The organism is Brucella sp. TWI432, assembly GCF_039674445.1.
Taxonomy (GTDB): Bacteria; Pseudomonadota; Alphaproteobacteria; order Rhizobiales; family Rhizobiaceae; genus Brucella; species Brucella chromiisoli.
Window position 1 is genome coordinate 44,168 of sequence record NZ_JBDJNL010000021.1, and the last position, 14,503, is coordinate 58,670.

Consider the following 14,503-nt stretch of genomic DNA (forward strand, 5'->3'; position numbering starts at 1 on the left):
ATCAGCCCTCCCGCTTTTTCAGTCGTGGGTCGAGTGTGTCGCGCGCTGCGTCACCCAATAGATTGATCGACAAAACGCAGAGTGTCAGCAACAGGCCCGGCCAAAGCACGATTGATGGCTTGATACGGAAGAATTGGCGACCTTCTGCCATGATATTGCCCCAGGTCGGGATTTCCGTGCTGATACCGGCACCGAGAAACGAGAGGATTGCTTCGGTGAGGATTGCGGAGGCAATAATATAAGTGCCCTGCACAATCAACGGTGCCATCGTGTTGGGCAGCAGATGCCGGAATAAAATCTTGGGCGTGCTTGAGCCAAGTGCCAGCGCTGCTTCAACATAAGGTTCTTCACGCGCGGTCAGAATGACCGAGCGGACCAGACGCACAACGCGGGGAATTTCCGGAATGGTAATTGCCAGAATGACCGAACCGATAGAGGGGCCATTGAGTGCTACAAGTGCGATTGCAATCAGGATTGATGGCATTGCCATCAGCGCATCCATCATGCGCATGATGATAGCATCCGCAGTGCGGAAAAAACCTGCAATCAGACCGATCATGACACCCACACCAATAGAAGCTGCAGCTGCCAGAAGTCCGATCAACAACGAAATACGCCCACCGAGGATCATGCGCGAAAAGAGGTCACGACCATAATTATCGGTGCCAAGCAGATAGTCATCCGATGGTGGCTTAAGCCGCATCATCGGGTTCATGGTGAGTGGATCGTGTGGTGCGATCCATGGGGAAATAAGGGTAAGAAGAATGATTGCAGCGAGAAGAATGGCGGCAATCAGTGGCCCGATACCAACGCGTGTAACGCGCGGCAGCGAGAACAGGCGTAGCATCCAGTGCATACCTGCCGATGTCGGTTCTGAGCGCATCAATAGCGGATCCTTGGGTCGAACAGTGTATAGGAAAGGTCGATCAGAAGATTGACGAAGACATAGAGCGCACTTGTGAGCAGGATCATTGCCTGAATGACAGGGTAATCACGCGCAAGCACCGCATCGACCGTCAGACGCCCGATGCCCGGAATGTTGAAAATGCTTTCTGTCACAACTACGCCCGAAATCAGCAGTGCAAAGCCGGTACCAACGATTGTCACGACCGGCACAGCCGCATTTTTCAGCGCATGAACGAAGAGAAGGCGACGATCACTCACGCCTTTGGCGCGTGCGGTACGAATATAATCTTCGCCAAGCACATCCAGCATTGCCGCACGGGTCATGCGGGCAATCAGCGCGATGTAGATCGAAGCGAGCGTCAGAGCAGGCAAGATTGCGCGCTCAAGAAATCCACCAAGGCCTGATGAAATCGGCTTGAAGCCCTGCACCGGAAGCCAACCCAGATTGACCGAGAAAATCAGCAAAAGCACATAGCCAACCAGAAACACCGGAACGGAAAAGCCGAGCACCGAGAAACTCATGACAAGATAGTCCGCCCATGAACGATGCCGCCATGCAGCGATCACACCCATCGGTATCGCAACAAGCACCGCGATGATGATGGTCAGAATTGCGATGGAGATGGTTGGTCCGATACGTTGGGAGACCATATCGATAACCGGAACACCGGAAATCAGTGACACGCCGAAATCGCCCTGCAGAATGTTTCCCATCCAGGTGAAATACTGCGTGAGGATCGGTTCATTAAGGCCCATCGCTTCGCGGATGCGTTCAAGCTGTTCAGTGGTGGCGGCATCGCCGGCCAGAATTGCAGCTGGATCACCCGGTGTCAGTCTCAGGAGGAGGAATACAAACACTGATACCAGCAACAATACCGGCACGAGTGCGAAGATACGTTTTAACAGATAGACAGCCATATGCGCGTCCCGCTTGAGGTGGGACCGACAGAGCGCCGGTCCCACGTTGAACTGGGAGCCATCGCGTTAAAGCGATAGCTGCGGGCGGATTATTCCTCGGTCTTTTTCACGTTCCAGAAGACTGGAACGGGTGAGCCGAGCATATCAACCACATTGCTTCTGCGGGCCTGTGGCGGGTTATATTCACCAAGGGGAATGTAGAGAACATTTTCAAGCGTCTGGGCCTGAATCTTCTCAACGGCAGCTTTCTGCTCTTCCGGTGTTTTGGCTGCGATATATTCCTTTTTCAGCGCTTCAATCTTCTCATCTTCCGGCCAGCCAAACCATCCCTTTTCACCACGGCCGTTCAGCATGACGGAATTCAATGGCGTTGATATTTCCGGAATCTGCCAGTTGGTGAAGAACATATTCCAGCCCCCCTTCGCAGGCTCATCTTTCGATGCGCGCCGACCAACCAGTGTCTGCCAGTCCATCGGCTGCATATCGACGGTGAACCCAGCCGCACGCAGCTGCTGGGCTGCAACAACGGGCTGTGGCGAAAGGCTGGAAACATCGGTTGGCTGCATCAATACAACAGGCGTTCCGTCATAACCGGCCTTTTTCAGCAAAGCCTTTGCTTCTTCGATATTGCCCTGTGCAACAATAGTTTCGGAGCCGACATCGGTGGCATTTGGAGTGCCACAACCAAAAATTGCGCCGCATACTTTATAGTAATTCGGATCAGCCATCAAAGCTGCCAACACCGGCTCCTGCGACATGGCCAGGAACGCCGCACGGCGAATATCCGGATTGTTGAATGGCGGATGTTTAAAGTTAAACCGACCCATGGTTTGGTAGCCTAGCGGATCGCGCTGCTCCAAAACAACCGTGTCGTCACCCTCGAACAGCGGTACCAGATCGACTGGAACCTGTTCAATGTAGTCGATTTCTCCGCTTGTCAGGGCATTGGCAGCGGTCTGCGCATCCGTCATTGTGACCCAGCGAACCTTGTCAACATTAACGACCTTGCCGCCTGCCATCCAGCTCGCAGGTTCACTGCGTGGCACATAATCTTCATTCTTGATGTAGGTCACGCCGACACCGGGCTGAAATTCGGCGGGTACAAACTTGAAGGGACCTGACCCTATATGTTCGGTAATAGCCGTGTCGGCAGGCGTGGCAGCTATGCGTGCGGGCATGATGAATGGCGGAAGAGCCGACTGTTTGGCAATCGTATCGAGGAACGGCGCAAAAGGCTCCTTGAGTGTCCAGACAATCGTTTTGTCGTCGTTTGCTTTCAGCGAATCCGTAATATCCATGATCAGCTGCCCACCAGTGTCGCGCTTGGCCCAGCGTTCAAGCGAAGCGACAACATCAGTAGCCGTTACCGGCGCGCCATCATGGAATTTCAGACCATCGCGCAACGTGAATGTATAGGTTTTGCCATCATCGGAAACAGTCCATTCCGCCATCTGCGGCTGCGGCTTGAAATTTTCATCAACGGCAATCAGCACATCATAGATCATATAGGCATGATCGCGGGTGATATGCGCTGTAGTGATGACCGGATCGAGCATGCGCAGATCCGAGTGCATAACGGCAGTCAGTGTTGTTTCTGCTGCGGCATGGCCAGCACTGAGCGCGATCAGCGAAGCGGCAATGCCATATTTGAGTTTGCGGAGGATAGGCCCAGTCTGTGGTGGTTTGAAAAACGTCATATACTTGGTTCCTCTGAAGGTTGTTTTTATTGTTTTATTTGAATGTGTCTCCCAGCGGCTCAAGCCGAATGCCTGAACGCAAGTTCTTCCATGTCAATTGTGCTGGGCTGAGCGGCATTGCGCCGGGAGCGGTGCAGACAAGAAGCTTTTCAGCGATCGGCGCAAAGTCGGCTCTGAAATGCACCGAACTTTTATTGACAAGAATAGCTTCCTGCTCCGGCTCAATGCCGACCATGCGATAAAGCGCGCGATCTGCCATCTGAGCGAGATTGGTTGTTACCACGACACGGGTTCCGCCAAGCCGCAAACAGGCGGATGGTCCCATATCAAGCCACGTGCCACCATAGTAAGGGCCTGTCGCATGCGCCTTACCATCCGACAGTTTTTCAACAGTGAATGTCGCTTTATATGGCTCATCGCCTGCAATGCCGGATTTGCCACCAAGGGCAATTTCAACTTCCGCCCCCTCGCCTGCCTGATGGGCAATTTTTGCTGCTTCAGGATCATGAATACAGCCAATCGCAGCGCGCTGCGCACCGCTGGCGACAAGCGCACGCAGCATTCCGGTGGTGTCGGAACTGCCGCCAGCGCCGGGATTATCCTGCGTATCAGCAATAATGATCGGACGACTTGCATCGTGGGAAAGCTCGATCGCTTTCGCAACGCCTTCTTCAGGCTGATAGGCTGTACCTGCAAAGGCTGGCTCGGCCGCGGAAAGTGCCGCAAGTATATTATCTGCACAGGCTTCCACCGCCTTATGGTCCCAGCCATAAGCAAAAACGGATGGACCGCATTCTGCAAAATCAGCCGCCGGAAATCCCATGAAAAGCGACGCCGTCAGCACGTTGTCCGGTAGCTCAATGGTCATGCCGTAAAGGTCCTTGGCGGGCTGTTCATCTGTGCACTGCCACGCAATCGGGATGAGATATTCACCCTGTCGCATTGCCTTATGCCAGCCATCAGGCTTGTCCATTAGTGCCTGCAACGCTTCTGCTGCGCGATAACCGGTTTCAGCCATATCGATATGCGGATAGGTGCGAAATCCAACCATGACATCTGCATGGTCGAACATGCGCTTTGTAATGTTGCCATGCAAATCGAGCGCGACTGATAGCGGCTCTTTGCGCCCCACCGCACGCACCCGCTCCAGAAGTTCACCTTCCCCATCATTGATGTGCTCGGCAACCATGGCGCCATGCAGGTCGATAAAGATACCATCAAGCGGGCCGCAATCCTTTAAGCCTTCGACAATCTCGGAGACGATTGTCTCGTAAGCGTCCTTTGTGACGGGCGCTGAAGGGATAGCCCCGGCCCACAGGATCGGCACGACTTCCCAGCCCGCTTCCTGCGCAAATTTCAGCGCCCCGGCGATACCAAGATTGACGTTCTGCGCATTGTTGAAAATCGCATCACCACGCGAAAGCGGGATATATCCGCCACCTTGAACGAACGCTGCCAATGTTGCTGGAGTGGCAGCAAAAGTGTTCGTTTCATGCAGAAAGCCAGCTACAGCCACGCGTTTTGACACGAGCGTACTCCCATTTTATTGATTGCCCCCTCGGGCTATGACGTGTATCTATCAGCGATACATCTATATTGATTTTTATGATAGGGACCAACTTTGACGCTTGTCAATCACTGAATCAGGATTATAGCTTTTTCTTATGAACACATTTCGAGACCTGCGCGGTATATCTACCTTTGATCCCGACGAAGCGGAGGCTTTCAAGGATGATCCCCTATTCTTGCGATCTGTAGCAAGAACCGTCGCAGTCATGTCGGCGTTTCAAACGGCGCGCCATCCCTTGTCGCTTAGCCAAGTTGCAACTGCTGCAGGAATAGACAGAAGTGCTGCGCAACGCATCATTCATTCGCTTTTAAAACTTGATATGCTGGCGCGCGACCCTGAAGATCGTGGCTATCTGCCGGGATTACGCGTTCTGGATATGACGCATGATCTGCTGCGACTGAACCCAATGCTTCAGCGCGCGAATCCCGTCATGCTGGAATTGCGACGCCGTGTCAGCGAGCGTGTCGATCTTTCTCTTTTCGATGATGTGCGCGTTGTCTATGCGCTTCGGATGCCGTCGAAGCATGAGATTTTCAGTGCCACGATCGTCGGACATGCGGTCCCGACCTATTGTACGGCAGGCGGTATCGCCATCCTGGCCCGTCTGCCGGATGCGGCGATTGCAGACATTGTCGCGCGCTCTGATCTGACGCCTTTCACGCCCCACACTATTTGTAATCTGGACGGTGTCATGCACGAGGTTCGTGCCACACGCGAGCGCGGTCATTCGGTCTTGTGCGGGCAATTATTGAGTCACGAAGTCGCCATAGGTGCACCGATACTGGACTCTTCATCCATGCCGATTGGCGCGATTCACGTTGCCGGCAGTTTGCAGGAATGGACTGCAGAAAGTTTCAGCGATAATTTTGGGCCTCTGATTCAAAATGCGGCACAAACCATTTCAGAAACCCAAAAACTATAGAACAATAGAAAATAGTTATTTTCGATATACGGGGTTAATTCACATTTAGGCCGTGCGGGCGGGTTTGATTAAGCTGAAACAGCTGTGATTTCGACGATGGATACGAAGTTGCTGGCTCTGTCGCAAACTTTTACATTTTTATCTTACATGCCTGTCATTACGGACCATGGCTTGAGGTAGCAAGAGATGGCAATAGCTTTCAACCCAGTCGCCATTGCCATTCATCTCACTCAATTATACCGCCGACGTGAAATACCTCTCCAGACGCGAAGATTTTGCGACAAATCCTCCCTAGGGGTACGCAAGGTCTCGTATCCGCGCAATTGTTTATTCATGTATAATTCATACACTGAATCAATTTCCCCCGCGTCAGACCAAGGTATTTGAAGGTCTGAATAAAGAGTGCGGCATCTGTCGCAAAAATTAGTATTCGACAGTTCTGGGAGTCTTATTCTTTCGTAATTTATGAGGTGTTTGATTTCTTTGAAAAAAACAGCCACGTTCTGATAATCTGAATGTTTTACCGCTTTTGATTCCACATAATTAATCATTGTTTCGTTATCATTCAGAGCAGCTTGAATACAACATATATCATCAATTAGTTTAACTCTTTTATCAACAATATCGATTAATATTTTTATATGTCTTGCGAGATCGTTGTATGATAATCTACTAGAATTCGCATACCAACCATAGAAATAACCGAGTGCAGAAAAGCAAAATGCTAATAAACAAATGCAAATCTTAACTCCATTTTTTGTTCTCTCGCTAATTCCATCGATATCAGGAAATAAAATACCAACTAACGTAGCTATGAATCCGAAACTTAAACTAAATGCATTGCTAAATGAACATGTATTGCTCGCATACCGCTGTCTAGTATCAAGATTTTTAAATAATATATCACCATAAGAAGTATTATAATATGTGTAGTCTTCGTTAATTTTATTAAGTCGAGCTACATGCTTTTTATTGTAATAATCTAAATCTTTAAATCCGAAATCTTTATTTTTTGTTTTTTTGAATATATCTTCTATCTTGGAAAGCACGTCCCTTTCATTAACTCTCAAATTTTGTATAACACGTAGCGATTGCCTATCTAATAAATTTACCAAACTTATAGTATCTGCTATGAAGCATTTTTCATAATTATTACATGTAGCCAAGGATTGCATAGCGCTATACGTTGATTTTAAATTTAACATATTAAAACCTATATATTTAATTGATTTCCATCTACGAATATTTTATAATAAATTTTTTAGAATCTATTAAACGCGCCCTTATGCTGGAACGGTATTATGCATCGAGCGCCGTAAAGAGCTCTAATGGCGAGCGATTGTTATTTGCGAAGTGCTTCTTGCGGATCATATGAGCCACTTCGATGCCCGCAATTGTTGCAGATGTACTGTGAAGTGCTTTGAAAGCTAAAGTGTTTTTTGTAATCCACTTGATAAGATGATGGCCCTGTTCAGGACGATTGTTGTGATATTTGACCTGCAGGATCTCAATCATCGTGATGTGACCCGCGATTATCAAGATCGCATTTAAAGCTTGCGCTCCGGCCAGATTGCCTCCGCTTTTATCAATGACAATCTTGTGCGGAATGCCATTGCTTGTTATCGCTTTCTTAAAAAAACGCCGAGCAGCGCCAAGATCGCGGCATTCAGTGAGCATGACATCTAACGTTTGACCATCACGATCAACAGCCCGGTATAGATAAGACCATTTGCCTTTGATCTGGATATAGGTCTCGTCAAACCGCCATGAGCCAAGCATTGGGCGCTGAAGCTTCTTTTCGTGCGCGGCGATCTGTGCCGCATAACGAGCAACCGACCGGTTCAATGTTGCATGGCCAACGTCTACCCCATGTTCAGCCGTAATTTCCTGCAGATCACGATAGGAACAGGGATAGCGAACGTAAAAGAAAACAGCATAGAAGATAATACTTCTAGGACGTTGAGCCGCTTTAAAATTGATTGTCATGCCCATTCACCTATGCTCAATTGAGCCAACAGAACGATAATAACCAAGCAGACGTGAAATTTTGCAACAAAGCTGAGTTGAAGATCCGGTTTGGCAATAAATATTGAATTTATGAAACTATAATCCACGGAATACCTTGCACGATAATACCGCCATGCTTGCACTGATCGCCAATACGGGCTATTTTTTTTCCTTGAATACTAGCAATTGATGATCCGGTCCTAATTTCATCTGGCTGTCCCATTCCTGTACAAATAGTTTTATCTGAAATGGTGGCAACCGGCACACCGTAAACAGTAACGAAAACCTGCTGTGTACTGATGATTGGTCCGCCTATATGGGGGACTGATACACCACCAACGATTTCGACACGGGGGCAGATATGATTATGCCCCAATAGAGCAATGGGCATTCCGGCCACAATTTCTCCCCTTCTGATAGCGTTTAGTAATATTACTAACTAACTCTCTGGCAAAGGCTTCCTGGTACCTTCACCGCCTCCACCCTGCTGAAAATCGACCTTATTGCCCTGAATATCAATTTTTAGACCATGCAGGATTATCCCGCTCTTACTCAGTTCAATATAACCGCCTGGTGTTGAAAGACGGATCGCCGCATCAGCAAAGATTTCAACTTTCTTGGATTCAATATTGGTGGCTTCACCGCTTAGCATCGTCAGGATTTTGCCCGCAGTGGTGGTATGTTCTTCCGCTGTATGACTGAGATAAACACCACCTATATGTAGCACCTTACCGCCAGCAATTTGCTCCACACAGGCCTGTCCAACTGTTTCGGAACTCAACCGCGCAATAATTGTATGATGTTCGCCGGCGCCATCAAACGCACTGCCAAGATCTGCACCTAGTGCTGTGCCTAGCTCTGCCAGTTTTTTACCTGCATCAAGCCCGGCATTATTTTTAAGATAATCATTCTTTTTTTGAATCGCATTTTGGGACCAGAAGCCCAGTTGGTTGCCACGTAGTGCATCGGCTAGCGCCTTCAGTCCAATGCGCCCTGCTCCACTCGCAAGCTCAGCACCCTGATCGAGTAATTTCGTCGTTTTTCTGTTTAGATCTGAGAGGCTTTCAAAAACACTTTTTGCGCCTGCGCCGTTTTCGCCGACAGCAATATGCATTGAACCTCCGGTCTCAATCTTATAATTTCCAGTAACACTATAGATCTGATTACCACCAGCTTGCATGACTTGGTGCTGAGTAATCCGGCTCGTATCACTACCACCAACTGTTTCTGTTCTTTCTTTTTGTGCGCAGGTGAAAAAATTTTCTTCACCTGCTGTATCTTCGAGAGACAGCTCGTTAAAACCTTCCCCTTTATAGCTCTGAGAACGGAGTGTCAGTCGCGACTTGATATCAGGCAACGTGTAGGCAGGCATTGTCTGCGGATTAGCAACAGTGCCCGTAATCACCGGATGATCCGGACTACCATTCAGAAAAGACACCACCACTTCTGTGCCGACACGAGGTATAATTTGCGCCCCGTAATTCGATCCGCCCCAAATTTGAGCCACACGCACCCAACAGGTATCTGAGCCGTCTTTTTTTGCGCGCCTGTCCCAGGGGAACCATAATTTGACACGGCCATATTTATCACAGTGGATTTGCTCTTTTTCAGGCCCGGCAACAATTGCGGTCTGCATCGTTTCGATAGGCAACTTAGCGTGTGTACGCTGGGGCGTCAGTGGAACAGTTGCAGGTATAGCCGTAAAACTATTATAATAAGACGGAACTTGTTTGCCTGATACAGGCGCGGCCGCAGATATATGGTGGACTATATCAGTAATCACGTGATCTGGCAGCATCTCGCCATGAACAAATTTAGGTCTAAATACCCGGGCAGGAGCTAGAACATGCACAGTGCTTTGCCCTTCAATCGTACAATATCGCGCTTCCTCTGCCTGCATATTTAATTTTTGCAAACGCTCTGCGGCCTCTGCCGTTTGCGCACCGGATGGAAATGCAAAGCGTTCTTTATTAGTCCGATCCGCACAGTGAACCAGCGAAGGTACCTGAGCCATAATTGCAGCATCCGGCATTTCAAAATTCCAGTCACCTCCTGCGTGCGCAGCGGGCACATAACGAAATGTCTTCTGCCACTGATAAATTTGAGCCTGCCGGTTTGGCTGACTATCTACATAAAATGCAGATGTTGCATCAGGCCAGTCCGTTGCAGCGATCCACGAAGAGGCCTGATCCCCAATGCATAATTTATCCTGGCCATTAGCGTGGTAAAACCACCAAAACAGCCCCGCAGCCTCTAGACGGCGGATCATATAATCAAGATCAGTCTCACCATATTGAACACTATATTCTACAACAGGCACCTGCTGCTGTAACCGCAATTGAGCAGAGGGCAAACTATATTCTCGTATGAGCGTCTCTGCTACATCGACAGCACTCATAAGCTGCCAGATACGATGATCCGATGATTGACTGAGACGCCAAAGAGCCGGCCGAACGACAATACGACATTGCTGCCAGCCTTGTTGCGAGGTTGACTGAAATTCAATCTCTGTCACAACTCCGTTGATCGTTCGACAAATACCCTCCTTGCTGCCGGATAACGGAAAAATAAACTCAACTTGCGCATTGCTGCCAATTAGCTTTTGCGGGGCAATAACTTCTTCACTCATAAACACAATATCTGCAAAAAAGAGCCAGCTTACACCCTCGCTGATGTCGGCAGATATGGCATGTACCTTGCCAGATATGCCAGATAATGCGAGACGAAGAGAGCGACTTTTTGAACTATAGCTACTCTGCTCAGCTGCAGACATTGTTTGTTATCCGCTTTGAAACAAAACATTATGGAAAATCTATCAATTAAAGTATTACTTTACTTTACACGTCGCGAGATTATATCCGCCTACGAGCGGCGATTGTGCTTTATGACTATCGTTATAATCTGTAAATTTCCATTCAATTTCAGAAAAATTCAACCAAAAATCTTCTTCCGGCATACGGCCATCGCCACAGAGCAACGTATAATTAGAGAGCAGCACGTTAATAAGAGTGATTTCTAGATAGGTTTCACCCGGGTCACCCGTTGTAACAAAATGAATTTCAACTTTTTTAGATGACAGACCAGAAGTCGCAAACTGCTTCAGTTTGACACTAGACTTATCATAACGCTTACGTAATTGTAGGTCGCTGAAATTTGGTTGCACACCCTCGCGGTTGGTAATAGCACCTAAAACGCTTGTAATACATCGGCTTATATTGAAATTTAACGAGTCTATATCAATCCATTTCTTATGATTATCATGAGTTGCATTGCCTTCTACACCTTCCAACCTTAGATAAATACCCATTCCCCATACCTTTTTATATATTTAAAACATTTGAAACCAATTTATAGATATATATTAATAAGTAAATAGCACTTTATAACTAGCCATTCATTGCTATTGTATAATTTCGACGATATGCATTATTATTAATAATAAACAACTTTCATTTTATTATAGTAAGTATTATGGACCCTCGTATTTTTCCTGCCGCTCGAGAGCTTTATTATTCAGTGAAAGATCTGTGTATGGCTGCACGTCAAAAGGAAAAGCATGGCGACATTTCCCCCGCGGTTCATGATCAATGGAAAATTATCCATCAGAAACTCACGCAGATGTTTAGTCTGGGATGTGCGGACTTAGAATTATGCGGCTGGCTAGCCGAGGCAGTTCTGCGCCTTGAAGGAATATCCGGATTAAAGCAAGTTTTCCATACTATCAGCCAACTTATAGAGACGCATGGAACAAATCTGCATTCTGTAGAGTCAGCAACAGAAATGCCACAATACTGGATCACTCCAATTTCCGAATTAAGTGGCGAAGGCCGGGAAGGTGTGCTGATCCAGCCTTTACGCCTATGCGCACTCGTGCCAGGTCAACCATACGGCACAAACAGCCTGTGGCAATATCAAAGCAATATCCAGAATCGCAATGAAAATGAGGCATTTCGCTCTCTTTCACAAACCGTTTATGATGCCGGCAGCGCCGTCATGCATGGGCATCGCGATACTGCATTTGCCTGTATTGCAGCTTATCAGGTAATGATTGCTCAATTTACAGAACTATTCCCCGATAATCCGCCCGCATCGGCTAACTTACTTAATATTTTACATGAGTATGTTCATGCCATCAATGATCTAACCGGCTTCAAAAATACATTGGAGCAAAATCTGACTGATATTACAGCAACAGATTTGTCAGCGACTAGCCCTGTGACGAGTTCTACACATATCACAATTATCAATCGCGAGCAGGCACTGCAATTACTGGGTGATGTGGCTCATTTTTTTCACCAGAATGAGCCACAATCTCCCATTGCTCCCGCAATCGAAACGCTAGTCCGCCGAGGGCGCCTGCCTTTTGCCGCACTGCTTGAAGATTTACTTGCCGATGATGTGACACGCGGCGCCATTCTGGCAGCTGCAGGTATTCATTCCGCAATTTGTGAAAGCCGTTAGCCCCAGCAAGGAGACCGGACATGACTGGTATATACGATAAGATAGACAGCGTACGGAAACCACGGGTCCATATCAAATATGAGATCGAAACTGAGGGCGCTACAGTCCAAAAGGAATTACCCTTTGTTGTCGGTGTTCTTGGTGATTTTTTCGGTAATGCCGGTGACCGTTCAAAGCCGTTCAATGAGCGAAAATTTGTCCAGATCGACCGCGATAATTTTGACGACGTCATGCGTAATATTGCGCCGGCAATCAATCTCAAAGTGCCAAATCTGCTGGAGAACAATGACACCGAACTGCCCGTTACGCTCAGTTTTACCAAAATGAGTGATTTCGAACCGGCCGCGATTGTAGATCAGGTTCCAGAGCTAAAAAAACTGCTCGAAATCCGTAATATGCTGCGTGATCTGATGAGTAAGGCAGATCTTTCAATGGAACTCGAGTCCATGCTTGAGAACTTACTTCAGAACCGGACTGTCCTTGAAAAACTGGTCGCAGAACTCGACAGCCAATCCTCTGAAAAGCCGGACGCACCGCAGAACACGACGGAAGAAACCCCGCAATAATTCTCTTTGAGATCAGGATGCCTCAGATATGAACGCAGAAGTAAAAGATGATATTGCCCACGAAGCAGATGTGAAAGACCACGCTCTGCTGCCACAAATTATTGCGGTCACAAAACAGACTGCCCCTGACCGTGTGGAAGATATGATACGCGCTTTAACCAGTCAGGCTATGGCCGGAGCCGTCACATTTAACCGTAATTTTACGGTTACGATCCGTGAGGCCGTGGACAGGCTGGACGCACTCATTTCCCGTCAGCTTTCCGTCATTATGCAAGCGCCGGAGTTTAGCCGGCTAGAAGGCAGCTGGCGCGGCCTGCATTATCTCGTACAAAGCAGCGAAACTGGCGCGCAACTGAAATTGCGTATGCTCAATGTCTCCAGACAGGAGCTATATAAAGATCTGACACGCGTATCAGAGTTTGATCAGTCACATTTTTTTAAGGCAGTCTATGAAGCTGAATTCGGCACACCTGGCGGAGAACCGATTGGCACATTGATTGGCGATTACAGTTTCGGCAATTCAGCGGAAGATGTTGAGTTGATGCGCAATATTTCCAGTGTAGCTGCAGCTTCTTTTGCGCCATTTATTGCCGCCGCTGCCCCCGCGATGTTTGGCTTTGACGATTATCGTGAACTGAGCAAGCCGCGCGATATGGCAAAAATCTTCGAAACCGCAGAATATATTCAATGGCGCAGTTTCCGCGAAACAGAAGATTCACGGTTTATGGTTCTGACTATGCCGCGTGTCTTGGCACGCATGCCTTACGCTCCCAACGCCACAAAAATTGAAGAATTCAGCTATGACGAAACAGCGGCCTATCCTCAGGGACAATTACCTCACAAGAACTATTGCTGGATGAACGCAGCTTATGTGATGGGCGCGCGTTTAACGGATGCTTTTGCCAAGAGCAGCTGGTGCACCGCAATACGCGGCGCTGAAAATGGTGGCAAAGCCGAGAACCTGCCACTCTATACATTTATCAGTGACAACGGCGATATTGATGCCCAATGCCCGACCGAGATCGGCATCACTGATCGGCGCGATGCAGAATTGGGTAAACTCGGCTTCACCCCGCTCTGTCATTACAGAAACACTGATTACGCTGTATTTTTTGGAGCTCAAACCACGCAAAAGCCTCGTCTTTATGATGATTATGGCGCAACCAGTAACGCCGCGATTTCTGCACGTTTGCCTTATATTCTGGCAACATCGCGTTTTGCGCATTTTTTGAAGGTTCTGGGGCGCGACAAAATCGGCTCTTTTATGGAGGCGGCCGACTGCGAAATGTGGCTCAATCGCTGGATTTCTAACTATGTCAACGCCAATGACGATGCAAGTGCCGATGGTTTTGTTGCAAACTTTTCGTCAATGGATGAGCTGATAGTATCCTGGCTTTTAATCAGCCGAGTATTTTAGATGTTTAAAGGCCGCCATTTTGATAAATCCGTTATCCTT

Annotated in this window: 13 protein-coding genes; 4 read left to right on the plus strand and 9 right to left on the minus strand. The window is 48.0% G+C overall.

Features of this window, described 5'->3' with window-relative positions:
- Position 1: 1 nt before the first annotated feature.
- The 4 genes from ABE527_RS18810 to ABE527_RS18825 form a co-directional block, all read right to left on the minus strand.
- Positions 2-847: an ABC transporter permease gene (locus tag ABE527_RS18810; protein WP_499695314.1), complete on the minus strand. Its 846-nt coding sequence runs from the start codon at positions 845-847 to the stop codon at positions 2-4.
- A 35-nt stretch (positions 848-882) separates the two neighbouring features.
- Positions 883-1,824, minus strand: a complete 942-nt coding sequence (locus tag ABE527_RS18815; RefSeq protein WP_499695308.1) for an ABC transporter permease — start codon at positions 1,822-1,824, stop codon at positions 883-885.
- Between the two features lie 89 nt (positions 1,825-1,913).
- Positions 1,914-3,521, minus strand: coding sequence for an ABC transporter substrate-binding protein (locus ABE527_RS18820; protein ID WP_499695309.1), 1,608 nt, complete (start codon positions 3,519-3,521; stop codon positions 1,914-1,916).
- A gap of 34 nt (positions 3,522-3,555) precedes the next feature.
- On the minus strand, positions 3,556-5,049 hold the full coding sequence (locus ABE527_RS18825) for a M81 family metallopeptidase (protein WP_499697931.1): 1,494 nt from the start codon (positions 5,047-5,049) through the stop codon (positions 3,556-3,558).
- A gap of 136 nt (positions 5,050-5,185) precedes the next feature.
- Here ABE527_RS18825 and ABE527_RS18830 point away from each other — a divergent pair, with 136 nt between their 5' ends.
- Positions 5,186-6,013 carry an IclR family transcriptional regulator gene (locus ABE527_RS18830; RefSeq protein ID WP_499697932.1) on the plus strand — a complete coding sequence of 276 codons (828 nt, stop codon included), beginning with the start codon at positions 5,186-5,188 and terminating at the stop codon, positions 6,011-6,013.
- A gap of 230 nt (positions 6,014-6,243) precedes the next feature.
- Here ABE527_RS18830 and ABE527_RS18835 read toward each other — a convergent pair whose 3' ends face one another.
- From ABE527_RS18835 to ABE527_RS18855, 5 genes are all read right to left on the minus strand, one after another.
- A complete protein-coding gene (locus ABE527_RS18835) occupies positions 6,244-7,062 on the minus strand; it encodes a hypothetical protein (RefSeq protein WP_499697933.1) in 819 nt (272 codons plus the stop codon).
- 250 nt (positions 7,063-7,312) lie between these two features.
- Entirely contained in the window at positions 7,313-7,999 is a 687-nt protein-coding gene (locus ABE527_RS18840) for an IS6 family transposase (protein ID WP_499697939.1), read from the minus strand.
- Between the two features lie 109 nt (positions 8,000-8,108).
- A complete protein-coding gene (locus ABE527_RS18845) occupies positions 8,109-8,411 on the minus strand; it encodes a PAAR domain-containing protein (protein WP_499697940.1) in 303 nt (100 codons plus the stop codon).
- A 48-nt stretch (positions 8,412-8,459) separates the two neighbouring features.
- Positions 8,460-10,793 carry a type VI secretion system Vgr family protein gene (locus ABE527_RS18850; RefSeq protein ID WP_499697934.1) on the minus strand — a complete coding sequence of 778 codons (2,334 nt, stop codon included), beginning with the start codon at positions 10,791-10,793 and terminating at the stop codon, positions 8,460-8,462.
- A gap of 54 nt (positions 10,794-10,847) precedes the next feature.
- Positions 10,848-11,327, minus strand: a complete 480-nt coding sequence (locus ABE527_RS18855; RefSeq protein ID WP_499697935.1) for an Hcp family type VI secretion system effector — start codon at positions 11,325-11,327, stop codon at positions 10,848-10,850.
- Between the two features lie 164 nt (positions 11,328-11,491).
- Here ABE527_RS18855 and ABE527_RS18860 point away from each other — a divergent pair, with 164 nt between their 5' ends.
- The 3 genes from ABE527_RS18860 to tssC are packed head-to-tail and all read left to right on the plus strand — an operon-like array spanning position 11,492 to position 14,464.
- Complete coding sequence (locus tag ABE527_RS18860) at positions 11,492-12,481, plus strand: type VI secretion system protein TssA (protein ID WP_499697936.1); 990 nt, start codon at positions 11,492-11,494, stop codon at positions 12,479-12,481.
- Between the two features lie 20 nt (positions 12,482-12,501).
- Positions 12,502-13,047, plus strand: coding sequence for a type VI secretion system contractile sheath small subunit (gene tssB / locus ABE527_RS18865; protein ID WP_499697937.1), 546 nt, complete (start codon positions 12,502-12,504; stop codon positions 13,045-13,047).
- A 28-nt stretch (positions 13,048-13,075) separates the two neighbouring features.
- Positions 13,076-14,464: a type VI secretion system contractile sheath large subunit gene (gene tssC, locus ABE527_RS18870; protein ID WP_499697938.1), complete on the plus strand. Its 1,389-nt coding sequence runs from the start codon at positions 13,076-13,078 to the stop codon at positions 14,462-14,464.
- Positions 14,465-14,503: the final 39 nt, after the last annotated feature.